The organism is Nocardia iowensis (assembly GCF_019222765.1).
GTDB lineage: Bacteria > Actinomycetota > Actinomycetes > Mycobacteriales > Mycobacteriaceae > Nocardia > Nocardia iowensis.
On the sequence record NZ_CP078145.1, the window covers coordinates 8,813,397 to 8,838,864 of the forward strand.

Genomic DNA, 25,468 nt, shown 5'->3' on the forward strand with positions numbered 1-25,468 from the left:
GCCATGCGTACCGAAATCTGCGAACGGCTCGGGATCGAATTCCCCATCTTCGCGTTCACCCACTGCCGCGACGTGGCGGCCGCGGTCAGCAATGCCGGCGGCCTCGGCGTGCTCGGTGCGGTCGGCTTCACCGCCGACGAGCTCGAGGTCGAGCTGACCTGGCTCGATGAGCATGTGCACGGCGTATACGGCGTCGACCTGGTCATTCCCAGCAAATACGAGGGCAAGGGCATGGACGGCCTCACCCCCGACGAGCTGGAAACCAAACTGGCCGAGCTGGTTCCGCACGGCCACCGCGACTTCGCCGAGAAGATCCTGGCCGACCACGGCGTCCCGCAGCTGCCCGACGGCGAGCGGCACAACCAGCTGCTCGGCTGGACCGCGACGACCGCGGCCCCGCAGGTCGAGGTGATCCTGCGGCACCCGAAGGCCAAGCTGGTCGCCAACGCCCTCGGCACCCCACCCGACGATGTGATCAAGCAGGTGCAGGACTCCGGCAAGCTCATCGGCGCACTGTGCGGTTCGGTGAAGCACGCGCTCAACCACAAGAACGCGGGCCTGGACTTCGTCGTCTGCCAGGGCACCGAGGGCGGCGGGCACTGCGGGGAGATCTCGTCGCTGGTGCTGTGGCCGCAGGTGATCGACGCCGTCGGCGACCTGCCGGTGCTCGCGGCGGGCGGCATCGGCAACGGTCGCCAGGTCGCCGCCGCGATGGCGATGGGCGCGGCGGGCGCGTGGACCGGGTCGCTGTGGCTGACCGTCGAGGAGGCCAATGTGCCACCCGCGCAGATGCAGACCTATATCGATGCCTCCAGCCACGACACCGTGCGTTCGCGCTCGTGGACCGGTAAGCCGTGCCGCATGCTGCGCAACGATTGGACCGATGCCTGGGAGCAGTCCGACACCCCCGACCCGCTGCCCATGCCGCTGCAGATGATGGTGGCGCTGGACGGCGTCAAGCGTGGGCACCGCTACCCCGAGGCCGCCAAGGACGTGAACTTCAACCCGGTCGGCCAGGTGGTCGGCATGATGAAACGGGTCGAGCGCTCCGCCGACGTGGTCGGACGACTGATCGAGGAGTACGTGGAGGCCTGCGATCGGCTCAACAAGCTCAACGGCGGACTGTAGTCAGTCGGGCCACTCCGGCCAGCCCTTTTCGCGGAGCACCGGGTCGGTGATGCCGCCCCAGCAGACCAGCTGATCGGCATCCCACCCGGCGAGCTCGGCGCCGTTGGCGTAGACGGACTGGAAGAACTCGAGTGCGGCGCCAACCGGGTCGGCGGTCGCGCGGGCGGTGTCGTAGGGGTAGTACGCGGAATGGCCCGCGCCGGAAGCGACCCAGTATGCGCCGGCCGGGGTCAGCGGGCGTTCGGCCAGACCGGCGGGTTCGGGCGCGGTGTAGGAGTAGAAGGTCGGCTCGGGTACTTTGTCGTCGCCGAACCAGAATCCGGAACTGATCACCTCGCGCGAATACGCCTCGCGGGTCACCGAATCCACCGTGTCGGGCAGCTCGATATGCCGCGGCGAAAACCGCTGCACCGCGATATCGAAAGTGTGCCAGAACAATTGGACCGGGCTGATCTTGCCGGAGTAGGTCGCGCTGAACTCCTCCAGTATCCGCCCGACCTGGCTCTGTACCCGAAAAGCGTGCTGTGCTTTGTCGGGGTCATAGTCCCGATGCTCGTCGTCGTCCTCGAACGGCCGCCGCGCGTCCGGTAGATCGAACGGGTGCGGGTGCGCCAGCACGACATCCACATCGAGGTCACGCAGGCCGTGCAGCACGTCACCATAGAAGGTGGCGACCGACTGATCGATCAGATCGATCTCGACCTCGATGCCCTGATCCGTCGCGATCCGCAGCACGTGATCGAAGAAGTCGAACGCGCAGGTGAACACCGGCCCGTTGCGCGCGGAGCCGAGCGGGACGGTGGTCCAGCCGCGGGCGGTGAGCCGGTAGGTCATGTGCCACCAGTGGTTGCGCCGGATGCCCTTGGCCAGCGCCACCTTGCCCACGATCTGGGCGAAGCGGTGCAATGTCTCCTTGGTCGGTCGCCAGGAATCCAGCGGAATCGCGGGCAACGGCTCGAATGAGACGGTCATGGGAGAAAACGGTACGCCGTTGCGACTATCGATCCCCTCGACCGCTCCCCGGCCAGGGCGGCGGCCGATCGTCCGCTAGTCCAGCCGCTTCGCGAGGAAGCGGTCGAGTCGGCCCAGCAGTGCTTCGGGGATCAACCGGTTCATCAGGTCGGACAGGTCGTCCACCTTCAGTAAGCGCGCCGCCGCGCGGGCGCCGCCCGGTGATACCCGGGTGGCCAGATAGAGGGCGCGCGCCTCGATCGGCGTCGGCACCACCGCCGGATTCCGGGCGGCAACGCGCACAATCGTTTTCGCGATCGTTTCCGGGCTGTGCGCGACCAGCTTGGCGGCGTACCTGGAGATATTGCGGGTGCGCCGCGCCGCGACATCAGCCAACCCGACCGCCTGTGCGGAATCGTAGAAGCCGGTATCGACGAACGCCGGGCAGATCGCGCTCACCCCGACGCCGGTTCCGGCGAACTCCAATCGCAAACCCTCGGTGAGCATTTGGGCGGCCGCCTTGGTCGTGCAATAGGGCGTGCTGAGTGGAATCGGGGTGAAGGCGGCGACCGAGGTGACGTTGATGATTCGCCCGCCCGTGCCCGCGTCGATCATCTGCCTGCCGAAGAACGTCGACCCGTAGACCAGACCCCACAGGTTCACGCCCATCAACCGATCCCAGTCCTCGATGGTGTGCTCCAGAAATGGTCCGGCCGTGGTGAATCCGGCGTTGTTGACCAGCACCCGCGGCACACCGTGCGCGCTGTACACATCGTCGGCGAAGTCCGCCATCGCTTCGGCGTCGGACACGTCCACCTGGTAGGGCACGGCGCGTTCACCTTCGAGGCGGATCGATGCCACGGTGTCCACCACGCGTTCCTTGTCGATGTCGGCGGCGATGACGGTGGCGCCGCGGCGGGCGAAGCGCTGCGCGGTCGCGCGGCCGATGCCACTCCCGGCCCCGGTGATGACGACAATCTCGTTGTCGAAGCCTGCCATGTGACTTCCCTTGTTCGCGGATCCGCCAGCAGAACTGCTGTTACTGTCTGAGACAGTGTACACTTTTCTGACGCGCCCACTGCCGAAGCGCGCAAGGGATTCCTGCCTGGAGGAACCGCATATGACCGCGATCGAGATCCCCGTCGAGCAGGCGCACCTGCCGGACGGTCCGAAGGCCCGCTCCAGCGTCACCGTGGAAATACCGAATCGGGCCAGCCTGATTTCCCGCGTGATCAACCCACTGCTGTTCGCGACGGTGCGGGCCAGCCTCGAAACCCTTTCTATCGCAGGCGAATACGGACCCGTTCGAAGTAAAAGGATCTTCACGATCAGCAGTTACACAGACGCACCGGCCGCCGTACTCGTCGCGGTCGCGGGCACCCGGCGCAGGACGGTACTGCTCGACAACTGCCATGCCGAGTGGGTCTGGCATCGAGGCACCGCGGATCCGGGCATGCGCACCGACACCGCGATTCTCTACTTCCACGGCGGCGGTTTCGTCTCCTGCGGGCTGCGCACCCACCGGCGGATCGTGTCCAAGATCGCGCGGGCCAGCAATATGCCCGTGCTGAATGTGGCGTATCGCCAACTGCCGCAGGCACATATCACCGACAGCATTGCCGACGGCGTCGCCGCCTACCGTTACCTGCTGAACCGTGGCTTTTCTGGCGAGCGCATCATCGTGGCGGGCGATTCGGCGGGCGCCGGGCTGGCCTTCAGCGTGGCACTGGCCGCACGTGCTGCCGGACTGCCCGTGCCCGGCGGCATCACCGCGCTGGCGCCGTGGGCCGATCTCGATCCGGCCGCGAAGTACGCGCACCCGAACGCCCTGCGGGACCCGGTCATTCCGATCCGCGGCCTGGATCTGATCACCCGCTGGGGTTACCGGATCGGCGGCGAGCTCGACCCGGCCTGGTCGCCGGTCGACCACGACTTCACCGGGCTCCCACCGGCACTCATCCTCGTCGGCTCGAACGAGGTGCTGCTCGCCGATGCCGAACAGCTCGCCGCACGCTGCGGCGAGGCGGGAGTCCCGTGCCGACTGCAGATCTGGGATCGGCAGGCGCATGTCTTCGTCGCGGGCGCCGACATACTGCCCGAGGGCCGGGCCGCCTTTCGCGAGATCGGCGCCTTCCACCAGCAGGTGCTGACCGGCAGCACCGTTGCCTACCGCGGCCGACTGCGGCGGTTGTTCCGCGGGAACGCGGCGGCATGAGCACGAGGAGAACCTGATGACCGACTTCTATCCCGGCCTCGCCGTCGTCACCGGGGCGGGCAGCGGCATCGGTCGCGGCACCGCCAAGGCGCTCGCCGAGCGCGGGGCGGAGGTGATCGTCGCTGATCTCAACTATGCGACCGCGAAAGACACTGTGGCGCTCATTCGTTCAGCGGGCGGGCTGGCCTTTCCCTATGCGCTGGATGTCGCCGACACCGCTGCGCTGGAAACGTTCGGCGCCTACGTCAAAGACAATCACGGCGTACCCGACGTGGTGGTGAACAATGCCGGAATCCTGGTGGGCGGACCGTTTCTCGACGTCCCGCTGGACGATTTGCGGCGCATCATCGATATCAACATGATGGCGATGATCCACGGCTGCCGGATCTTCGGTGCCCAGATGGTGGCGCGCGGCACCGGCGGCCACCTGGTGAACATCTCCTCCATGGCGGCCTTCGCACCCGCCCGACTCGTTACGCCGTACAGCATCAGCAAGGCGGGGGTGAAGCATTTCAGCGAGACGCTGCGCGCCGAGCTCGCCGCACACAAGATCGGTGTGACGGTGGTGTGCCCCGGTCTGATCGCGACGAATCTCGCGGCGACAGCGGCGGTTTCGTCGGTGACCGCGGATCAGGTCGCGATCGGCAAACAGGGCATCACCAAGGGCATGTCGATCCTGGGCATGCATCCGGACAAGGCGGGACACAAAATCGTCGATGCGATCGCCAAGAACGAAGCGGTCAAGACGCTGCGCCCGGAGGCGTGGGTGGGATATCGCATCGCCAGGGCGCTGCCGCGCACGACTCGCACCGCGTTGCGGATCGTCACCGGGCCCGAACTCGAACTTCTCGCCCGGCTGGTGATCGATCATCCAACGGCGATCGACTTCGCCAAGCGCGCGGTCGAGCGCATGCCGCGGCGGCGTGGGTTGCAAACGTATTGGGCCCCACCGGAATCTGTCGAGAATTGAGCCAGGTATGCCACAGGTCCTCGGCCGAATACCGGCTTGACCGAGGCCCGTCGGCACACCTGGGCCGGACCCTCACCTACCTTTGTCTGAGACAGATAGCCGAGGGTGGGGACGGCCCGATGTATCGCCGCGCAAGACCGATGGTGTCGATGCTGGTGCGATCAGGCGGTGGCCGCGTGCCCGTCGTCCGCGTGCTCGTCGGCCCCGCCGACCAGTTCCTCGAAGCGCAGGATCACCCGCTCGTGGTACATCCCGAACAGATCCTCGAACAGCGCGACCTGCGCGTCGGACGGTCCGGAACCGGAATCCCACACGGCCGCGAGCGCCCGCCAGACCAGCACGTGCAGGTCCGGCGCGCCAGCGAAGAACGCCTCGACCGCTTCCGGTACCTCGAGCACCATCTCACCGACCGAGTTCAGAATCGCCCGCTGCATGGTGAGTCCGAGCGCGGTGAGCAGCTTGCGCACCAGGCCGACCTCGACCGCCAGAATCTGGCGCAGGTCTGGATCGTCCTGCCGGGCAATGGATTCGAGCTTATCGATCTCGGCCTTCAGCACGGCCTGGTCGATCGCCTGTTCGCTGCCGGTATAGGCGAGCAGCGTCTCCATCACGATGCCGCGCTCGACATCGACGATGTCGCGGAACATCTCTATCGCGATGTCCGGCATCGGAATCGAGAAGCGGAACAGCTGCCGGTACACATCGACACCGCCGGCTTCGCGGACATCGCGAATGGTGAAGCCCTTGCCGCGGCGCGCTTCGACGAAACCGTTCGTCTCCAACCGCCCCAGCGTCAGCTGCGCGGTCGCCCGGTTCATGTCGAATTCCTCGGCCACCTGGCGGACGGACGGCATGAGATCCCCCGGCTGATACTCCCCCGCGGCAACCCGGCGTGCCAACTCATCGGCAACGTCGGCGACTACCGTCTGGGATCCCATCGAAGTCACCTTTCGACTACGTTCGAATACGTCCCAGACAGTCTAAGCCCTACTGTGCCAGACTGCACGTGTGCAACACTGGTCCGCGCACAGTGTGAGGTGAGTCATGGCGATCCGGCGCAGCGGCGATAGTTCTGACGAGGGTTCAACGAGCAGGCGCTCGCGCTTGTTCGCGTCAAGGTCCGACGGCAAACCCCCAGTTCGCACCGCTGTTCGCAATGCCAAGCTCGCCGCGCTGCCGTTGGCCTTCGCCGGGCGGCAGGCCGCGGGCGTCGGCAAGCGGGCGCTCGGCAGATCGTCCGAAGAAGTCAATCGAGACATCCAGATGCGTACCGCGCAGCACATGTTCGAGGTGCTCGGCGAACTGAAGGGCTGTGCCGCGAAACTCGGTCAGCTGCTTGCCATTTACGAACTGGCACTGCCGCCGGAGATCGCCGAGCCCTACCGGATCGCGTTGAGCCAACTGCAGGATTCGGCGCCGATCATGCTGCCGAAGACCGTGCACGAGGCCATCGCGGCCAGCATGGGCGAGGACTGGCGTTGGCATTTCCAGGAATTCGACGATCGGCGCGCGGCCGCGGCCTCGCTCGGCCAGGTGCACCGCGCGGTGTGGCACGACGGCAGGCCGGTCGCGGTCAAGGTCATGTATCCCGGCGGCCGCCAGGCCGTGGAGGGCGACCTGGACCAACTGCGGCGAATCTGCCACCTGGCCACCATCTTCCTGCCCGGTGCCGACGTCAAGGCGGTCACCGAGGCGATCTGCGACTGCGTGCGCGAGGAACTCGACTACGCGGCCGAAGCCGAATATCAACGCGCCTTCGCCGCGGCCTACGCGGACGATCCGGACTTCTATGTGCCGCGGGTGGTCGCGCAGCGCGGCGACGTGTTGATCACCGAATGGGTCGAGGGCACACCGCTGACCCGCATCGTGGCCTCGGGTGCGCAATCCGAGCGCAATCGGGTCGGCATGCTCATGCTCCGGTTCGTCACCTCCGGCTGGGGACAGCACGGCTTGCTCTACGCCGACCCGCATCCCGGCAATTTCCGGGTGCTGCCGGACGGGCGGCTCGGCGTGGTCGACTTCGGGGCCTGCTGCGCTTGGCCGCCGGAGGGTTTCCAGGAGCTGGCGCTGGACTACTGCAAGGCCTTTTTCGATGGCGGCGGGCCGCAGGAGTTGGCGGCGGCCACCCGGCGGCACGGTTTCGTGGCCTCCGGACGCACCTTCGACATCGAGGCGCTCTACGCCGCGATCGCGCCGTGCAGCGAGCCGTTCAAGCATCCGACGTATCGGATGACGACGCCGTGGCTGCGCAGGCAGGTGCTGCGCACCACGAATCCGCGGCTGTCGAATGTGGTGCGGGAGATGACGATGCCCGCCTACTTCACCCCGTTCGCGCGCTCCGCGCTCACCTTGGTCGGCGTGCTGAGCCAGCTGGAAGCCGAGGGTCCCTACCGCGACGAGATCCTGCGCTGGCTGCCCATGCTCGCCGAGGCACTCGGCGCCATCGAGGACCCGGACCCGGATCGGCCGGTGGACTTGGCCGCCGTGCGCAAACAACGCGCCGGAACGCAGAACCGCCAGATGTCGGTGGGCTGACCCCGGTCGACCGGCGACTTCTCGGCCGTCGCTCGACTGGGGCGAGGTGCCTCGCCAGGCCACGGCGCCCCTGGCCAATCTGTCCCAGACAGTGTTATCGTCGCCGTAGCACTACCAACGGAGGTAACCGTGTCGATAGCACCTGCGCAGGCGGCGCACTCGCGTTCGGTCGAGCAACCCGACTTCGAAGTCGTCGTCATCGGCGCGGGCTTCGGCGGCATCGGAATGGGCGTCGAACTCCGCAAGGCGGGCATCCACAACTTTCTGATCGTGGACAAGAACAGCGATATCGGCGGGACCTGGCAGGCGAACACCTATCCCGGTGTGGCGGTGGATATTCCGTCGGTGTACTACAGCTTCTCCTATGAGCCGCCCACAGTGTGGTCGCGGATGTTCGCGCCGGGCGCCGAGGTGAAGGCGTACGCCGACCAGGTGGTCGACAAGTATGGGCTGCGGCCGCGAATCCTGCTGAATACCAGGTTCGTTGCCGGAGCGTGGGACGAGCGGAACCACCTCTGGCGCGGCAAGCTCGACACCGGCCAGGAGGTGACCTCGCGATTCGTCGTCGGTGCGGTCGGCGGGCTGGAGGTGCCGAAGATGCCCGATATCGAGGGCATCGACAAATTCGGCGGCAAGATCGTGCACACCGCGCAGTGGGATCACGACTACGACTACGCGGGCAAGCGGATCGCGGTGATCGGCACCGGTGCGACCGCGCTGCAACTGATTCCGGAGCTGGCCGATATCGCGGCGAAACTCACGGTATTCCAGCGGCGCCCGATCTGGGTCGCACCGAAACCGGACTTCCCGATCCCCACGTTCGCCAAGAACCTCATGGTCAATGTGAGTCCGCTGCGCCGAATGCTGCGTGCGGCGGTGACACTCGGCATCGACTTCGGCATCTCCGGCGTCGGGGTGTTCCACAGCCGGATTCCCCGGGTGGTGCAGCTCGCTCAGCGCGGCGGCGGGTGGCTGTACCGGGCGCAGTTGCCGGATGATCCCGAGCTGGCACAACGGCTGACGCCGGACTACGCACCGGGGTGCAAGCGGCCGTCGGTGTCGAATCGATACCTGCGCACCTTCACCAGGGACCATGTCGAGCTGGTCACCGATCCGATCAAGAAGGTCACCAAGACCGGCGTCGTCACCGCGGACGGAGTGCTGCGCAAGACCGATGTGCTGGTGTGCGCCACCGGATTCCGGGTCATGGACAAGGGCTGTACACCGCCGTACCCGCTGGTCGGCCGGGACGGCCTCGACCTCGGCGAATTCTGGGATCGCCAGCGCTATCAGGCGTATCAGGGCGTGACGGTGCCGAAGTTCCCGAACCTGTTCCTGATCACCGGACCGTACGGGTTCGCGGCGGGTTCGTATCTCGCGATGATCGAATGCACCAGCAGGCATGCGGCACGTGCGATCAAGGAGGCGCGCAAGCGCGGCGCCACCGCGGTGGAGATCAAGCAGGAGCCGCACGACGCCTACTTCCGGCAGTGCGTGCGCCGCGCGTCGCAGACGATGTGGCTGTCCGACGCGTGCGCGGACTCCAATACCTATTACGTCAACTATCAGGGTGATCCGGCGGCAATTCGGCCGAGCACCCATCTGGAAATGTGGTGGGGGAACAAGCACTTCCCGTTCGACCACTACTCGTTCACCCAGGTGCGCCGTGGCGTGACCGGCGATAGCGCGGACGTCCGGTCGGATTCGTTCACCAACGCGGCCCTGGCCGAGTTGGTCCGCAGCCGCAGGCTGAGCGTCCGGACCTAGTCGTACCGAGGAGAGACAATGCGCAGCAGAATCATCGGCCGACGCGGACGGCGCAAGGCGAGCCGGGCCATGGCGACAGCCAAGCCGCCCGTGGTGATCACGGCACGACCGCCGGACAGTAAGCGCGCCCGGGCATTCGGGCTCGGGCTCGCCGGTACCGGCGCGGCGCATTTCACGGCGCCGCGGGCTTTCGACCAGCTGACCGCGCGGGCCTTCCCGCGATCGACCCGTCGCTGGACCTATCGCAACGGCTGCACCGAAGTGGTGCTGGGACTGGCGATCACCTTCCGGCGGAGCAGGCCGATCGGATCGGTCGGCTTCATCGCCTATCTCGCCTTCCTCGCGGCGCGCTTCTCGGGCGCCCGGCCGATCGAACAGTCTGGAGCACGCACATGGTAGCCACGCCGAAAGACCACGAGGTGGTCGTCATCGGTGCCGGTCCGGGCGGTATCGCCGCGGGAGTGAAGCTGCGCGAGGCCGGTATCGAGGACTTCGCCATTCTCGAACGTGCCGACGAAGTCGGTGGCAGCTGGCACGAAAACCGCTACCCCGGCTTGAGTGTGGACGTGCCCGCCCTCACCTACCAGTACTCGTTCGCCCGGAACCCCAACTGGACCCGGTTCTTTCCGCGCGGACCCGAGGTGAAGGCCTATCACGTCGACGTGGCGAAACGGTTCGGCCTCTACCCGCACCTGCGGTTCGGCGTCGATATCGTGCGCCAAGTTTGGGACGAGCAGCGGCATCTGTGGCGGTTGCACGCCGCCGACGGATCGGTGGTCACCGCGCGCTTCGTGATCAGCGCGGTCGGCGCTTTCGTCAACCCGAAGGACGATCCGGGCATCCCGGGGCTCGCCTCCTACACCGGCAAGTTGCAGCGGCCGAGCGACTGGGACGAGGACTACGACTACTCCGGTAAGCGGGTCGCCGTCATCGGCACCGGCGCGAGCTCGGTGCAGATCGTGCCGTCCCTCGCCCCGCACGTCGCCGAGCTCGCGGTGTTCCAGCGGACCCCGGTCTGGTCGGTGCCCAAACCCGATATGGCGGTGCCGGAGTCGGTGAAGACCGTGCTGCGGCTGCCCGGCGTGCAGGCGGGCATCAACAATGCGGTGCTCGTCGTCATCGATATCGGGCTGCGCGCCGGTGTCTCGGCCCCGATGTGGGCGGTGCGGCCCGTGCTGCGCACGGCGGACGCGGTGGCGATCGCGGCGTATCGGCGGTATCTGCGCTGGGTGGTCAAGGATCCGGCCACCGCGGCGGCGCTGGCACCCGACTACGGTCCGATTGCCAAGCGGCCCACCATGTCCAACTACACCTTCGCCTTCAATCGGGACAATGTCGGGCTGATCACCGAGCCCATCGAGCGGATCACGGCCGCGGGCATCGAGACCGCCGACGGCGTCGAGCACACCTTCGACATGGTCGTGCTCGCCACCGGATACGAGGTGTTCTCCGATCCGGAGACCTACAAGCCGGGCACCATCGTCGGGCGGAACGGGTTCGACCTGAGCACGTTCTTCACCGAGCAGGGCCTGCAGGCGTATCAGAGTGTGGCGCTGCCCGAGCTGCCCAACCGGTGGATGCTGGTCGGGCCGTACTCGTGGACCGGCAGTGGCTGGCACGCCTTCGTCGAGATGACCGCCGATCACGCGGTGCGCGCGATCACCGAGGCACGGCGCAGAAAAGCCTCGGTAATGGCGGTTCGCCAATCGGTGCACGACGCCTACCATCGACGCATCCACCGCAAGGCCGCCGCACTGCGGTTCTACTTGACCGAGCTCAACGGTCACGTGCCGACGTACTACCGGAATTCCCAGGGGGACACCACCTATGTGCGTCCATCTGGGTTCTTCGAGGCGCGCCGCGGCAACCGCAAGTTCCCCCTCGACGACTACGAATACGGCATGCTCGCCGCCGCCGATCTCCCCGAGACGACCAACGATAAGGCATCTCTGACGGTCACCGCATAACCCCGGCCGCACGGTCGCGGACGTCCGGAACACGAGGGGTGGCCGGAAACCGCGTCGTGCGATCGACTCGCTGGCCTGGCTGACGATCCCGCCGCATCCCGCTGACGCACAAAACGAACACCACCAACGCAGGTCATCCGCACGCCCTTATGATCGCAAGTGGGTTCGACCGTGAGGGAGCGATGGTGACAACCGAGTGGGTACTGGACGCACCGGCGAAAGCACAGCGGTTCGCGGACCTGTTCGCCCATCGGCGCTGGATACGCCGCAATCAGCCGTTCCCGCACGTGTATGCCCGGGACGTATTCGTGCCGGAGTTCTACCAGCGGATGACCGATGAGCTGACCCGGCTTCGGCGCGAACGGCCGGAATTGTTCGGGAAGGTCGCGGCGGATTACAGCGCCGACGGCGTCCGCCTCGCCGATCTGCGGGACGGCCCGCTCGGTGTGTTCGTCTCCAGGGAATGGCACGACCTCATCGCGGGCATCGCCGGCGTCACGGCGACCGGTGATATCGAGGGATCACTGCACCATCACGCGCCGGGCGCACCGTACGGCTGGCCACACAACGATCTCAACCCCGGCTGGTTCCCGGGCGAGCCGCCCGGTCCCGACGAGGTGCGGCTGCCGGACGAGACGGTGAACACCAAGACCGGCGAGCGTGCCCCTGGTGTCATCGCGCGCGAGTCGGTGCGTGCCGTGGCCGTGCTGTTCTATTTCGGCAACCCGGGCTGGCAGCCGGGTGACGGCGGCGAGACCGCGCTCTACGACAACATGTCCGAAGGCGAGAAGCTGCCCGAGCTGACCCTCGTTCCGCCACTGGACAATTCGCTGATTTTGTTCGAGGTCACGCCGCGGACCTGGCACACCTTCGCGGGCAACAACACCAAGGATCGCAATAGTTTGGTGATGTGGGCGCACCGCACCAAGGACGACGCCTTGCAGCGCTGGGGAGGAGACAGAATTGTCTACTGGTGAACGCCGGGTCTGCCTGATCACGGGCGCAAGCGGCACGCTCGGCGACGTCTTCTGCCGTTCCTATTACACCGAATACGACATCGTCGCGGTCTGCCGCACCCGCACGCCCGCCGTGCCGTCGCAGCTGGAGTGGTTCGTCGATCCGCTCGATCCGGAAAAGGCTGTGCCGGAGAACAATTCGCGGATATTCGTGGTCCGCGCCGATCTCACCCAGCCGGGCGAGGTGGAGCGGGTGGTCGATCTCGCGCTGGCCCGGTACGGCAAGGTCGACCTGCTGGTCAACAATGCCGCACACATCCGGCTGCACCCGCGCGGCATCGTCGACGGCGACGGCGCGCTGGAGCAGTTCGAACCGCATTTCGCACTGAATGTAGGCGTACCGCTAAGGTTTTCGGCTCGGCTCGCGCAGCGGTTCTGGCTGCACGCCGGACCGGAGAACCGCGCGCGGAACCGGAACATCGTCAATGTCTCCAGCATCTCCGGCTCGGAGGTGTACCCGGGGCAGACGCTGTATTCCGCGTCGAAGGCCGCGCTCAATCAGTTGACCCGGAATATCGCCGACGAGTTCGCCGAGTTCGGCGTGCGCGCGAATGCCATCGCGCCCACCAGTTTTCCGGCACTGGTACCCACCGAGCAGGTCGCGCAGGCGATTGTCGAACTCGATATAAGCACCTTCACCGGCGGTGTGTTCGGCGTCGGCGTCGAGCCGGACGCGGCGGACAACGGCCGCGACGCCCAGCTTGCCGAGGCCGAACACTGACCACCGCTACGCTCCCGACCCGGTGATACGCTCGGACATTTCCCACAACTGTTGCGCGAGAGCGGGATTCACCGCCTGCTTGTTGCTCGGCGGTTCCAGTTTGAACCGGTGGAAGTACTGCCCGTTGATGCTGCCGTCCGGCGTCGTCGCCAAGTGCACCAGTGGTTCGGCACCCTTTTCCGGTCGAATGAAGAACGGCTTGGCCAGCGGCGACCGGATGAGCAGGCCGAGGCCGAACGGGGCGTGGTCGTACACATGCGTGGCGACGGCGCCGGGATGGAAAGCGGCGGTGAGCAATCCGGTGCCCTCGGTACGCCGGGCCAGCTCCCTGGTGAACAGAATGTTCGCCAGCTTCGACGCGGCGTAGGAGCCCATCTGGGTGAACGAACCCGTCCGCGCGTTGACGGTGTCGAGGTTCAGTCTCGCCGCCCGATAGGTCACGCTGGCGGTGTTGATCACCCGGGCCTGCGACTGCACGAGCCGGTCGAGCAGCAGGGTGGTGAGCAGGAACGGGGACAGGTGATTGACCTGGAAGGTCAGTTCATTGCCGTCATCGGTCGTGGTGCGTTTCGGCCAGGCGCCGCCCGCGTTGTTGGCGAGCACATCGATGCGTGGGTAGCGGTCGAGCAATTGGTGAGCGAGCTTGCGCACCTCGTCGAAGCGGGCGAAATCGGCGAGGAACGGCTCCGCGCCCGCCTTGGCCGCCACCTCGGCCGTCCGTTCCGGCGAGCGACCGACCACCGCGACGGTGGCGCCGAGCTCCGCCAGTTTCACCGCCGCCTCGGCGCCGATGCCGGAGCTCGCACCGGTCACCACCACCGTCTTGCCTGTCAGATCCTGGTCCTGCACAGCCATTCTTGCCTCCCGAGCATCCTCTGATCAGCAATGGGACGTAGTCCGTCCGCAGACCCGCGCTGGCCTGAGCGAAGGCGGAGTACGCCTCAACTGACCTGATCGTGTTCGGCGGGCGCGGATTCGGCAAGGGGTGACGCACCCGCAAAATGCGCGGCGATGTCGTCGGTCGTGGTCAGCCAGACCCCCGGATGGTTCGCCACCCGCTCGAGCGCCTGGTCCAGGTACTTGGCCCGGAACGCCTGGCCGATGACGAACGGGTGCAGCGCGAGCGCCATGACCCGGCCGCTGTCGGCCGACTCGGCGTAGAGCTGGTCGAGTTGGTCCTCGACGATCCGCACGAAGTCGGGGCCGCTGGTCCCCTTGCCGAGAAACAGGGTGTTGTCGTTCAGCTCGACCGTGTAGGGGACGCTCAACATCCCGGGCACAGTCAACCGGTACGGCTGGTCGTCGTTGGTCCAGTCGAGCACGTAGTTCAGTCCGAGTTCGGCCAACAGCGCTGGCGTGTGGAAGGTTTCGGTGAGTGCGGGTCCCATCCAGCCGCGTGGCCTGCGACCGGTCGCCCGCTCGATGGTCTCGACCACCTCGGTCAGATAGCGGCGCTCCTCCTCGATGGACATGTCGGCCTGGAAGATCGAGTTGTTCTTGCCGTGCGCCAGCCAGGCCCAGTCCCTGGCCAGGCCCGCCTCGATGATCTGCGGATGCTGCTCGACCACATCGGAATTGAGCAGCGCGCTGGCGCGGATGCCGTGCCGGTCCAGTATCCGGATGATCCGCCAGATGCCGACCCGCGGGCCGTAGTCGCGCCACCCATAGTTCAACGGGTCGGGGGCGAGGTGGGCGGTGCCGGGGAAGATGCTCGTGGAAGGGCGATCGACCTGGTAGTGCTCGACATTGAGGCCGACGTAGAAGGCGACCCGGGCGCCGTCGGGCCAGTGGATCGGTGCGCGGTCGACGATGGGGCTGTAGTCGTAGAGCTCGTTGTCCATACCGCCGATTCTCGAATCTGACACCTATGTCAGGTTCAACAGCGGAGCCGGGTGAGATACAACACAGCTGCCTGGGCGGACGCCCATTTGGCCAGGACATCCGCGGCGTGTTGGTGTGTATCGTGCTCGCCGGTCTCCTGCATACTCACCGAAAGGTGAGCGAGGGTGGCCGACGCAGCTCCAACTCGAGCCGAAAGTACCTACACATGCGAGTCGACGGGCGGGAAATCCCGGTAACGGGCAACCTGCTACAACCGCTGATCCGGCGGACCAGTGACATCGTCCGAGTGGTGCTCGCGGCGTTGTGGGTTGCGATCGTCATCGCGGCGTCGCTGATCACCCGGCCGGAATGGCTTGCGCTGGAACGTTCGGTGTCCAACATCGTCGGCTTCCTCAATCCCGATCAGTCGAACCTGGTGTACCTCGTCTACGGCATGGCGATTCTGGCGCTGCCGTTCGCCATCTTGATCGAACTGATCATCGGCAGGCAGTGGAAACTGCTCGCGGGCTACGCGGCGGCCGGACTCACCGCCGGACTGCTGCTCTCGATCACCGGAACCGGCCTCTCGGCGCCGAAATGGCATCTGCAGGTGCCGGACCGGCTCGATACCTTCCTGTCGCAATTCATGGACGACCCGCGCTGGATCGCCATGCTCGCGGCCGTGCTGACGGTATCGAGCCCGTGGCTGCCCACCCGACCGCGGCGGTATCTGTGGTTCCTGCTGCTGGCGTTCGCGCCGATCCATCTGGTCGTCAGCACAGTGGTGCCCGCCAGGGCCATGTTCGGACTAGCGGTCGGCTGGCTGGTCGGCGCGGTGATCGTGCTGGTGGTCGGCACCCCCGCACTGGAGGTGCCGCTCGATGCGGCGGTGCGGGTGCTGGCCAAACGCGGGCACACGGTCACCGGGTTCACCGTGGTGCATCCGGCCGGACGCGGCCCGTTGGTGCTGGCCGCCACCGTCGACGGACCCGAACGCGGACTCGTCGTGGAGATGTACGGCAAGAACCAGCGCAGCTTCGGTGCGCTACGCCAGCTGTGGCGCTGGCTCACCTTCCGCGCCAGCGAAACCGCGGCGCTGCACACATCATTGCACCGCGCCGTCGAGCATCGCGCGCTGATGGCGATCGCCGTCGGCGAGCTCGGCCTGGCCAGCAGCACGCCGGTCGCGGTCGCGGCCCTCGATCGCGGCTGGATGCTGCACGCGCACACGCTGCCGAAGGGCGCCCGGATCACCGAACTACCCGCCGATCAGCTGACCGGAGTGTGGAAGTCGCTCGGCGTACTGCACCAGGGGCAGATCTCGCACGGTGACCTGCGCCCCACCGAGATCCGAATCGACAACGGCACCACGCTGTTCGGCGGATTCGCCAGCGCCGAGTACGGCGCCTCGGCGAAGCAGCAGCAATCCGATATCGCGCAGCTGCTGGTGTCGACGACCGCGATCTTCGGCAAGGAACCGGCGGTACGCGCCGCCATCGAATCGCTGGGCGAGCAGCCGGTGCTCGCCGCGGCCAGCCGATTGACCAAGTCCGCCATGCCCGCCGGGCTCCGCAAGACGGTGCCCGGCTGGAAGGACGCCTTGGCCGCGGCCCGCGACGAGGTGCGCAAGCAGACCGGGCAGGACCGGATCGAGGCCGAGCAGATCACCCGGTTCACCCGCAATCAGATCATCCAGCTGGTGCTGTTGATCGGGCTGGTGTACGTCGCCTACCCGTTCATCAGCGCGGTGCCGACCTTCTTCACCCAGCTGAAGACGGCCAACTGGTGGTGGGCACTGCTCGGCCTCGCCGTCTCCAGCCTGACCTATGTCGGCGCGGCCGCGGCGCTGTGGGCCTGCGCGTCCGGCGCGGTGAGCTTCAAAAATCTGGTGATCATGCAGATCGCCAATACCTTCGCCGCGACCACCACCCCGGCCAGGGTGGGCGGGCTCGCGCTCAGCGTGCGATTCCTGCAGCGCGGCGGTATCGGCGCGGTGCGCGCCACCGCCGCGGTGGCGCTGCAACAGGCGGTGCAGGTGATCACGCACCTCAGCCTGCTCGTCGTGTTCAGCATCGCGGCGGGGACCTCCGCCGACCTTTCCCACTTCGTCCCGGATGCCACCGTGTTGTATCTGCTGGCCGGTGTCGGCGTCGGCATCATCGGCACCTTCATGTTCGTACCGAAATTGCGGCGCTGGCTGAATAATTCGGTGCGCCCGCAATTGCAGGAAGTGCTTGGCGAACTCGCCGATCTGGCGCGCGACCCCAAGCGTTTCTCGGTGATCATTCTCGGCTGCGCCGCGATCACCCTCGGCATGGCGGGGGCGCTGTGGGCCAGCGTAGAAGCGTTCGGCGGCGGCACCACCTTCGTCACCGTCACCATTGTCACCATGATCGGCGGCACGCTGGCCTCGGCGGCGCCGACACCCGGTGGCGTCGGCGCCGTCGAGGCGGCGCTGATCGGTGGTCTCGCCGCCTTCGGCCTGCCCGCGACCATCGCGGTGCCCTCGGTACTGCTCTACCGGGTGCTCACCTGCTGGCTGCCGGTGTTCTGCGGATGGCCGACGATGCGCTGGCTCGCCTCGAAGGACATGATCTAGCCGCTGGTTTCCTTGGTGGCGAGCAGAACTCCGGTCGCCGGTGCGACAGGGTGGAATTCCACGGTGCTGAATCCGGCCGTGCTCAGCATGTCGCGATAGCGGCGAATGTCCACCGCTGCCAACGGGTCCTTGTGCACTGCGGTCTCGTCGTGGGTGCGACGTGCGGCGAAACGTGCCATGACGCGCACCACGGTGGGCAATACTCGGCCGGTCGGATGCGTATCGGCAAGCAGCAACCGGCCGCCGGGCCGCAGTATCCGGAACATCTGCGCGACGGCCGCCGGGCGTTGTGCCTCCGGGATATGGTGCATGGCGAAGGTCGAGGTGACCACGTCGAAGGCAGCGTCGGGCAGCGGCAGTGTCTGAGCGGCACCGAGTTCGAATCGGCAATTAGGTACCGCACGGGAATGTCCGGTCGCGTAGTCGAGCATTTCCGGCGCGGGATCGACGCCGACTACGCTGCCTTCCGGACCGACTCGCTTGGCCAGCGCTCGGGCGAGATCGCCAGGGCCACAACCGATATCGACCGCCTGATCGCCGGGTGCCGCGCCGCTGAGCGTGACGAGCCGAGCGTTGAGGCGGCTGCCTCGGCCGAGCAAGAATATGGCCTTGAATGCCCGATAACTGCGTGGCTTGGTAAGCAGAACTCCGGTTTCGGTGTCATGGTGGCCCTGTCGAATGGAAGACTGGGGTGCGTTTTTGGTCATGTGTACATGGTCGGGAAGTGCTGCCGCATCGACCAGAGGCAAAACTACGGAAACCGTTCCGTTCGGGACGGATTCGCGACATTTGTACGGGAGGCACATTGTCGTCGGACGTTAAAAGACTGACGGGCAGCACGGATCGCCGGGTACGGCGGACCAAAAGCCTGCTGCATCGGGCGTTGATCGAACTCATGCTGGAACGCGGCTACGACCGCATCTCGGTACGGGACATCCTGCACCGGGCCGATGTCGGACGGTCCACGTTCTACGCGCACTTCCGCGACAAGGACGATCTGCTGCTGTTGAGCAGTACCGATTACCTGCGCGCCGCGGTGACCGCGCCCGGCTCCGCCGCCGATGCCGATGCCGCGCCACTGGCGCCGGTCCACACGCTGTTCCAGCTGGCCGCGGCGAATCCCGAGGTGTACCAGGCATTGCTCGGCCGCAAGAGCGGTGCGCTGCTGCTGCGGACGACACGGGAGATGGTCGCCGAAATCCTCGCCGAACGGCTCGCCGAACAACTCGACATGGACGAGGCCGAATTCGCCGCCACCATGACATTTCTGTCCTGGGGGGTGGTCGGCGTGCTCGGGGCGATCGCCGATGCCGACCCGCCGCTGCCGCCGACCGAGGCGTATCAGCGGCTGGAGAAACTGCTCGGGCCGGGCCTGTCCAGGCGGGTCCGAGCAGGCTGATTCAGTTTCCGTACTGCGCTGTCTCCGGGCGCTCGATCAGCAAGGTGTGCGCGGGCTCGTCGGCGACCGGCCGGTGCCGAACACCCTTGGGCACCACGAACAACTCGCCGGGGTGCAGAGTCACCGGATCTTGTCCGTCCAATTCGATCCGGAACGTGCCGTCCCAGCACAGGAACAGTTCGTCTTCGTCATGGTGGTGCCACGGGAATTCGCCCGCCAGCTGGGCGACCCGCACGACGGTGTCGTTGACGACGGCCAGCTCGCGCTGCTGGAAGGGACCGGGCAGCCCGGCGATCGCCCCGTGGATCGATACCGGCCCGGTGATTCTTGCTGCTGTCATGGCAGTAATCGTCGGACGGCCGCGGTCACCGCTCCATGGCCAATCCGGCAGAATTGGTCTGGCAATGGATCCAATCAATGTCGCCGAACGGCTCGGTCGCTGGTCCGCGGGTCGTGGGGCGCTGTACGCGCTGCTGGCCGCGCGACTGCGTTGCCTGATCGATGACGGTGAGCTGCCACCCGGCACCCCGCTGCCGCCGGACCGGGTGCTGGCGAGCACGCTGGCGGTGGGACGCAGCACCGTGGTCGCCGCCTACGACCTGCTGCAATCGGAGGGCCGGATTGTCCGGCGGCAGGGCAGCGGCACCCGGGTAGCCGGACACCCGCCGACCCGGCCCGTCGACACCACCAGCGCGCCGGTGTTCCTCGACCTGCTCGAACCGCGTCCCGATGTGATTGCGCTGGCCTGCGCCGCGCCGGACACCCCGCCGGTGGAACTGACCGAGTGCTACGCCAGGATCTTGCCGGAGCTCGCCGCGACCATCGGCGATATCGGGTATTACCCGACCGGTCATCCCCGGCTCCGGCACGCCATCGCCGAGTACTACCGAAGCCGTGGCGTGCCAACAGCTTTCGAGCAGGTGATGGTCACTACCGGTGGGCAGCAGGCGCTTTCGCTGCTGGCGCGAGGTCTGCTGCAACCGGGCGACCACGTATTGATGGAATCGCCGAGTTCGCCGCCCGCGCTGGAGGCGTTTCGGGCGGAAGCGGCCGTTGTGCAGGGGTTGCCACCCGGGCTGCCCGGTTTCGCCGCTGCCGTGCGCGAGCATCGTCCGGCCCTCGCCTACGTGATCCCCACTTTTCAGAACCCGACCGGGTCGGTGCTTGCCCCGCTGGCGCGCAGGCGATTGGCGGAAACGGCGGCCGCGGCGGGTGTTCCACTGGTCGAAGACGAGGTGCTCGCCGAGCTCGGCTTTCCCGGATTCAGCACGCCGCCACCACTGGCCGCCCACTCGGCGGCGGTGATCACGGTCGGCTCGCTGAGCAAGACCGTGTGGGGCGGGCTTCGCATCGGCTGGATCCGGGCCGCCGCTCCGATCATCGCCAGGCTCGCCCGGATTCGCGCGGTGCACGATCTCGGCGGCGACGTCCCTGCCCAGTTGGCGGCGGCCGAATTGGTGCCGCGCCTGGCTGCCGTCTGTGCCCGGCTCGCACCGGAACGGCAAGCCAGGCACGACCACCTACGTGCCGAACTCGCTCGGCTACTGCCCGATTGGCACGTCCCGGCGGTAACGGGCGGCCAAACCCTTTGGGTGCGTTTGCCTTACGGCGACGGCACCTCGTTCGCGCAGGCCGCGCTGCGCCATGGCGTCGCCATCCTGCCCGGCAGCGGGCTCGACCCGAACGGCGGCAGTGCAGACCACATTCGCGTCCACTTCCTGCACCCGCCCGACATCCTCACCGAAGCAGCCCGCCGTCTCACCGAAGCTTGGCGCGCCTACCGACCACCCGCTCGTCCCGCGCCCGCTCCGCCCGCTCTCGCCATCTGAGGCGCGCACCGACCTACGAATTGCGGCAACCGGTCAGGCGACAACGGTTTCGGCGAGTCGGGCAGTGATGAGGGCTTCGGCTTCGCGGACCATGCGGGTGATGAGTTCTTCACAGGTGGGGATGTCATGGATGAGGCCCTGGACCTGACCCGCGCTCCAGATACCCGCGTCGAGGTCGCCCTCTTCGAAGACGCGGCGGCCGCGGGCGCCGGCGACCAGGTCGCGAACGTCGTCGAAAGTGCCGCCCGCCTTTTCGATTTCGACCACCTTGCGGCTGATCTCGTTGTCTGCGACGCGGGCGGTGTTGTGCATGGTGCGGAAGATCAGTTGGGTGTCGCGCTCGGTGTGCGCGACGATCTGTTCCTTGACCTTCTGGTGAACCGCGGATTCCTGGGTGCACAGGAAGCGGGTGCCCATGTTGACGCCGTCGGCGCCGAGGGCGAGGGCGGCGACCAGTCCGCTGGCGTCGGCGAAGCCGCCCGAGGCGATCATCGGAATGTCGAGCACCCTGGCGGCGGCGGGGATCAGGATCAGGCCGGGCACGTCGTCCTCGCCGGGGTGGCCCGCGCATTCGAAGCCGTCGATGCTGACGCCGTCGACGCCGATCCGCTGCGCCTTCAGCGCGTGCCGCACGCTGGTGCACTTGTGCAGCACCTTGATGCCCGCGTCCTGGTAGTACGGCAGGAACGGCTCCGGATTGCTGCCCGCGGTTTCGACGATCTTGACGCCGCTCTCGACGATCGCCTGGACATATTCGGCGTACGGCGGCGGGTTGATCGAGGGCAGGATGGTGACGTTCACGCCGAACGGCTTGTCGGTCAACTCCCGGGTGCGGGCGATCTCGCGGCGCAGGTCGTCCGGTGTCGGCTGGGTGAGGGCGGTGATGAAGCCGAGCCCACCCGCGTTGGCGACGGCCGCGACGAGTTCGGCACGGCCGACCCACATCATCCCGCCCTGCACGATCGGGTGTTCCACGCCGAAGGTTTCGGTGAACCTGGTCCGCAGCATTGCGCTCTCCTATGCCTCGCGCGGGCGTGCCAGTTCGCCCGTAGGCCTGAATGGTGACACGGGGATCCACTCGTGTTCAACCCGTAAGTAAGCCGACATTCGCATCGTTGAGTTACTTCGGAGCTTCCCACAACCAGTCTTAGCGTTCGCTATCGGACGAAAATATGCAGTTAGAAGCCAGTTTCCCCGCAGAGTGATCGGCGGCCGTCGATTAACGGCGGTTCATATCTGGATCCCTTGCTCACCGGATAAGTTAGTTGTTATTCTGCTCTCAGTTCAGCCCGTCACGGCTGTCGGCCACCCCGGCGGACGCAGGTGACGGTCCGAGAGGAGTTCGTGGCATGACCACCGGTGCGCAGGCGCTCGACGAGCCGCTCAGGTCGCGGCGCAACCACTGGAACAATCAGATCGCGGCGCACGCGCAGATGCGCCCGGACGCGGTCGCGCTGCGGTTCCGTGGGGCCGATACCACCTGGGGGCAGCTGCACGAACGCTCACTGAAATTCGCCGACGCGCTCGCCCGGCGCGGTGTCGGCTTCGGCGACCGGGTGCTGATCCTGGCGCTGAACTACCCCGAATACATCGAGGCCGTGTTCGGCATCAACGCGCTCGGCGCCATCGCGGTGCCGGTCAACTTCCGCCTCACCCCGCCCGAGGTCGCCTACATCGTGAGCGACAGCGGCGCGAAGGCGATCGTCACCGACACCATGCTGCAGCCGCTGGCCACCGCGGTGCGTGCGCAATCCGGCACGCTGGAAACCTGTTTCGTGATCGGCGGGCAGACCGCCGACGGCGTGCTCGGCTTCGACGACGTGCTGGCCGAGGGTGGCGAGCCACACACGCCGCTCGACATTCCCGAGGACACCCCCTCGCTGATCATGTACACCTCGGGCACCACCGGCAGTCCGAAGGGCGCGATCCTGTCGCACGCCAACATGAATGCCCAGGCGCTGACGTGCATCCGGGCGCTCGCGATCGAACCGGACTCGATCGGTTTCTGCACCTCACCGTTGTTCCACATCGCCGGACTCGGCAGTCTCGCACCGTATTTCCTGCTCGGCGCGAAGACCGTGCTGCATCCGCTCGGTGCGTTCGATCCCACCGAATTCCTGGACGCGATCGAGCGGGAGCAGGCGACCAGCGCGTTCTGCGTGCCCGCGCAGTGGCAGGCCATCTGCGCCGAGCCGACGGTGAAGAACCGCAAGCTCGCGCTTACCGGACTCAGCTGGGGTGCGGCTCCGGCCTCCGACACGGTGCTGAAGGCGATGGCCGAGTGCTTCCCGAACGCGTTCAATGTCGCGGTCTTCGGGCAGACCGAGATGTCGCCGATCACCTGCGTGCTCGACGGCAAGGACGCGCTGCGCAAGCTCGGCTCGGTCGGCAAGCCGATTCCGACCATCCAGGCGCGCATCGTCGACGACGAGATGAATGATGTCGCGCCCGGCGAGATCGGCGAAATCGTTTACCGCGGGCCGACGCTCATGCAGGGTTACTGGAACAAGCCGGAAGCGACGGCGGAGGCGTTCGCCGACGGCTGGTTCCACTCCGGCGACCTGGTCAGCCAGGACGAGGAGGGGTTCATCTGGGTGGTGGACCGCAAGAAGGACATGATCATCTCCGGTGGCGAGAACATCTACTGCGCCGAGGTGGAGAACGTGCTGTTCGCGCATCCGAAGATTCGGGAGGCCGCGGTGATCGGCCGGGCGCACGAGAAGTGGGGCGAGGTCCCGGTCGCCGTCGTCGCGCTCAACTCGGCCGAGGACGAGCTGTCCCTGGACGAGCTGACGACGTTCCTCAACGAGAACCTGGCTCGCTACAAGCATCCCAAGGATCTGGTGATCGTTCCGGAGCTGCCCCGCAATGCCAGCGGCAAGGTAGTGAAAGTCCTACTGCGCAAGGATTATTCATCCTGACTTTAGTTAACTAATGTAAGGTCGTGGGATGGCGATTCCACGTATCCGCGCGGCCGTGCTCGCGCTGCACTGGCAAGTGAATGTGATCAAGCCCGAAGGCTTCTTCGGGCCCATGCTCGCGGCGCCGGTCGCGGCCAGCGGCGCGGTCGAGCACGCGGTGACCTTCCACGAAGCGGCGGCCGGGCACGGAGTTCCGGTGATCTTCACCCGGTTCACCATTCCGGTCGGCGAGGGGGAGTTGGTCCGCAATACCGGCTTCATGCGGTCGGTGGGCGCGGCGCAGACCGAGTTCCGGCCGGATTCTCCCGGCAGCCAACTCATCCCGGAGATGGCGGCGCAACCGTCCGAGGTATTCGACAACCAGAAGCTGTCCGGACTGGCGGGCAACAAACTGCCCGAGTGGTTGGCGGGCCAGGACATCGACACCCTCTTCATCACCGGCGTCGCCACCAACATCACCGTGGAGCAAACCGCAAGGCACGCCACCGATCTGGGCTTCACCGTCCACCCGATGGCCGACTGCACCGCCGCGGCTGCCGCGGCAGCGCACGAGACATCCTTGACGAACCTCGACCTCGTCACCGCCGGTGCCCTGACCACGGCACAAGCACTGGAGTTGATCACCCGCCGCTGACCGGATCTGCCGGTTAGGCCCTGGCGAGGACTGCGTCGTAGTCATGGCTGGCGATGACCTCGATGTCGGCGGGGAGGGCGTGTAGGCGTTGGATGGTGCGGAAAGCGGTGTCGCGGTCGGCGTCGAAGAGTAGGCCTGGCATCGGGGCCTTTTCGCGGATCAGCTTGATTTGCAGGGTGTTCCAGACGGCGTCGCCGACGAGCAGTACCCGGGTGCCGTCGTCGACCGCGAGCAGGACGCCGATGCTGCCCGGGGTGTGGCCCGCCAGGTCGACGAGGACAACAGCACCGTCGCCGAAGAGGTCGTGACTGCGCGGAAAGGTGAGTACGGGCGGGCCGTCGAGTTCCACCGGCGCGACGGACTGGCCGCGCAACGGTTCCCGGATCACGCCGATCGGCGCCTCGTCGCCGCGCATCGCCCAGTCGTATTCCACCGCGGGGACTCTGAGTTCGATCGAGTCCGGTAGCTCGAGCAGGCCGGAGACGTGGTCCCAGTGCAGGTGGGTGGCCAGGGTGAAGTCGATGTCGGCGGGTGCGAGATCGCGGGCCGCGAGCGCGTTGCTCAGCCCGAGTACCGGCTTTTCCGGAGACACCAGTTTGCCGACGGGGAAGGGGTGGCCGGGCAAGACGCGCTCGTGCACGTCGGAACAGATAGCGGGGTCGACAAGAAATCTCGCCCGCGGGTGCTCGACCAAGAAGGCGCCCATCGACATCGGCAACTCCCGCAGACTTCGCACACCCTCAGCGACGATGATGGTCGGTGCGGCCATCTTGGCCTGCATGATCGAGGTCAGTCGAACGGTCGCCTGTGCTTTCGGTGCGGGCGCGGTCACCAGGCTCGCGAGAAACGCCTGGTCGGCTCGGCGCGGCCGGAGCAGCCTGCCCGGCGTCGCGGCCAGCGCCACGCAACAGCGTGCCAGCGTGCGGAGGGTTCCAGGTCGTCCGTCGGCCAGCCGTGCGGAGTATTCGCTCACCTCGTCACGGTAGGCGATGGGT

General features: G+C 66.8%; 23 protein-coding genes. 14 read left to right on the plus strand and 9 right to left on the minus strand.

Annotated features, from left to right (window positions below):
- The first annotated feature begins 3 nt into the window (after positions 1-3).
- Complete coding sequence (locus KV110_RS40705) at positions 4-1,128, plus strand: NAD(P)H-dependent flavin oxidoreductase (protein WP_218472403.1); 1,125 nt, start codon at positions 4-6, stop codon at positions 1,126-1,128.
- Here KV110_RS40705 and KV110_RS40710 read toward each other — a convergent pair whose 3' ends face one another.
- The gene (locus tag KV110_RS40710; RefSeq protein ID WP_218472404.1) at positions 1,129-2,100 is read right to left on the minus strand and encodes a DUF5996 family protein; all 972 of its coding nucleotides are present in this window, start codon (positions 2,098-2,100) and stop codon (positions 1,129-1,131) included.
- 75 nt (positions 2,101-2,175) lie between these two features.
- Positions 2,176-3,078, minus strand: coding sequence for an SDR family NAD(P)-dependent oxidoreductase (locus KV110_RS40715; protein ID WP_218472405.1), 903 nt, complete (start codon positions 3,076-3,078; stop codon positions 2,176-2,178).
- A 121-nt stretch (positions 3,079-3,199) separates the two neighbouring features.
- Here KV110_RS40715 and KV110_RS40720 point away from each other — a divergent pair, with 121 nt between their 5' ends.
- Both KV110_RS40720 and KV110_RS40725 read left to right on the plus strand, forming a co-directional pair.
- Complete coding sequence (locus tag KV110_RS40720; protein WP_218472406.1) at positions 3,200-4,294, plus strand: alpha/beta hydrolase; 1,095 nt, start codon at positions 3,200-3,202, stop codon at positions 4,292-4,294.
- Positions 4,295-4,310: 16 nt separating this feature from the next.
- Positions 4,311-5,264 (plus strand): SDR family NAD(P)-dependent oxidoreductase, encoded by a 954-nt coding sequence (locus KV110_RS40725; protein WP_218472407.1) that lies wholly within the window; start codon positions 4,311-4,313, stop codon positions 5,262-5,264.
- A 161-nt stretch (positions 5,265-5,425) separates the two neighbouring features.
- Here the strand turns inward: KV110_RS40725 and KV110_RS40730 are convergent, their stop codons facing one another.
- Positions 5,426-6,202, minus strand: a complete 777-nt coding sequence (locus tag KV110_RS40730; protein WP_218472408.1) for a GntR family transcriptional regulator — start codon at positions 6,200-6,202, stop codon at positions 5,426-5,428.
- A gap of 166 nt (positions 6,203-6,368) precedes the next feature.
- Between KV110_RS40730 and KV110_RS40735 the strand changes: the two genes are divergently transcribed.
- From KV110_RS40735 to KV110_RS40760, 6 genes are all read left to right on the plus strand, one after another.
- The gene (locus KV110_RS40735; protein WP_246634261.1) at positions 6,369-7,799 is read left to right on the plus strand and encodes an ABC1 kinase family protein; all 1,431 of its coding nucleotides are present in this window, start codon (positions 6,369-6,371) and stop codon (positions 7,797-7,799) included.
- Between the two features lie 135 nt (positions 7,800-7,934).
- The gene (locus KV110_RS40740; protein ID WP_218479504.1) at positions 7,935-9,566 is read left to right on the plus strand and encodes a flavin-containing monooxygenase; all 1,632 of its coding nucleotides are present in this window, start codon (positions 7,935-7,937) and stop codon (positions 9,564-9,566) included.
- Positions 9,567-9,584: 18 nt separating this feature from the next.
- The gene (locus KV110_RS40745) at positions 9,585-9,965 is read left to right on the plus strand and encodes a hypothetical protein (RefSeq protein ID WP_246634262.1); all 381 of its coding nucleotides are present in this window, start codon (positions 9,585-9,587) and stop codon (positions 9,963-9,965) included.
- The gene (locus KV110_RS40750) at positions 9,959-11,533 is read left to right on the plus strand and encodes a flavin-containing monooxygenase (protein WP_218472409.1); all 1,575 of its coding nucleotides are present in this window, start codon (positions 9,959-9,961) and stop codon (positions 11,531-11,533) included. The genes KV110_RS40745 and KV110_RS40750 overlap by 7 nt, the downstream gene beginning before the upstream one ends.
- Positions 11,534-11,715: 182 nt before the next feature.
- Positions 11,716-12,510 (plus strand): 2OG-Fe(II) oxygenase family protein, encoded by a 795-nt coding sequence (locus KV110_RS40755; RefSeq protein ID WP_218472410.1) that lies wholly within the window; start codon positions 11,716-11,718, stop codon positions 12,508-12,510.
- Positions 12,497-13,270 carry an SDR family NAD(P)-dependent oxidoreductase gene (locus KV110_RS40760; protein WP_246634263.1) on the plus strand — a complete coding sequence of 258 codons (774 nt, stop codon included), beginning with the start codon at positions 12,497-12,499 and terminating at the stop codon, positions 13,268-13,270. The genes KV110_RS40755 and KV110_RS40760 overlap by 14 nt, the downstream gene beginning before the upstream one ends.
- Before the next feature lie 6 nt (positions 13,271-13,276).
- Here KV110_RS40760 and KV110_RS40765 read toward each other — a convergent pair whose 3' ends face one another.
- Positions 13,277-14,125: an SDR family NAD(P)-dependent oxidoreductase gene (locus KV110_RS40765; protein WP_246634264.1), complete on the minus strand. Its 849-nt coding sequence runs from the start codon at positions 14,123-14,125 to the stop codon at positions 13,277-13,279.
- Positions 14,126-14,211: 86 nt separating this feature from the next.
- Positions 14,212-15,111, minus strand: coding sequence for a polysaccharide deacetylase family protein (locus KV110_RS40770; protein ID WP_218479512.1), 900 nt, complete (start codon positions 15,109-15,111; stop codon positions 14,212-14,214).
- A 206-nt stretch (positions 15,112-15,317) separates the two neighbouring features.
- On the opposite strand from KV110_RS40770, the gene KV110_RS40775 reads away from it, so the two are divergent.
- Positions 15,318-17,690 (plus strand): lysylphosphatidylglycerol synthase transmembrane domain-containing protein, encoded by a 2,373-nt coding sequence (locus KV110_RS40775; protein WP_218472411.1) that lies wholly within the window; start codon positions 15,318-15,320, stop codon positions 17,688-17,690.
- Here KV110_RS40775 and KV110_RS40780 read toward each other — a convergent pair.
- Complete coding sequence (locus KV110_RS40780) at positions 17,687-18,397, minus strand: methyltransferase domain-containing protein (RefSeq protein ID WP_218472412.1); 711 nt, start codon at positions 18,395-18,397, stop codon at positions 17,687-17,689. The two genes, KV110_RS40775 and KV110_RS40780, sit on opposite strands and share 4 nt — an antisense overlap.
- Positions 18,398-18,495: 98 nt before the next feature.
- On the opposite strand from KV110_RS40780, the gene KV110_RS40785 reads away from it, so the two are divergent.
- A complete protein-coding gene (locus KV110_RS40785) occupies positions 18,496-19,089 on the plus strand; it encodes a TetR/AcrR family transcriptional regulator (RefSeq protein ID WP_246634265.1) in 594 nt (197 codons plus the stop codon).
- A gap of 1 nt (position 19,090) precedes the next feature.
- Here KV110_RS40785 and KV110_RS40790 read toward each other — a convergent pair whose 3' ends face one another.
- On the minus strand, positions 19,091-19,429 hold the full coding sequence (locus KV110_RS40790; RefSeq protein WP_218472413.1) for a cupin domain-containing protein: 339 nt from the start codon (positions 19,427-19,429) through the stop codon (positions 19,091-19,093).
- 64 nt (positions 19,430-19,493) lie between these two features.
- On the opposite strand from KV110_RS40790, the gene KV110_RS40795 reads away from it, so the two are divergent.
- The gene (locus tag KV110_RS40795; protein WP_218472414.1) at positions 19,494-20,918 is read left to right on the plus strand and encodes an aminotransferase-like domain-containing protein; all 1,425 of its coding nucleotides are present in this window, start codon (positions 19,494-19,496) and stop codon (positions 20,916-20,918) included.
- 33 nt (positions 20,919-20,951) lie between these two features.
- Here KV110_RS40795 and KV110_RS40800 read toward each other — a convergent pair whose 3' ends face one another.
- Positions 20,952-21,926 carry an NAD(P)H-dependent flavin oxidoreductase gene (locus KV110_RS40800; RefSeq protein ID WP_218472415.1) on the minus strand — a complete coding sequence of 325 codons (975 nt, stop codon included), beginning with the start codon at positions 21,924-21,926 and terminating at the stop codon, positions 20,952-20,954.
- 341 nt (positions 21,927-22,267) lie between these two features.
- Between KV110_RS40800 and fadD5 the strand changes: the two genes are divergently transcribed.
- Complete coding sequence (gene fadD5, locus KV110_RS40805) at positions 22,268-23,839, plus strand: fatty-acid--CoA ligase FadD5 (RefSeq protein ID WP_218472416.1); 1,572 nt, start codon at positions 22,268-22,270, stop codon at positions 23,837-23,839.
- Positions 23,840-23,867: 28 nt separating this feature from the next.
- Positions 23,868-24,473 (plus strand): cysteine hydrolase family protein, encoded by a 606-nt coding sequence (locus tag KV110_RS40810; protein ID WP_218472417.1) that lies wholly within the window; start codon positions 23,868-23,870, stop codon positions 24,471-24,473.
- 13 nt (positions 24,474-24,486) lie between these two features.
- Here KV110_RS40810 and KV110_RS40815 read toward each other — a convergent pair whose 3' ends face one another.
- Complete coding sequence (locus tag KV110_RS40815; RefSeq protein WP_246634266.1) at positions 24,487-25,446, minus strand: MBL fold metallo-hydrolase; 960 nt, start codon at positions 25,444-25,446, stop codon at positions 24,487-24,489.
- Between the last annotated feature and the right edge of the window lie 22 nt (positions 25,447-25,468).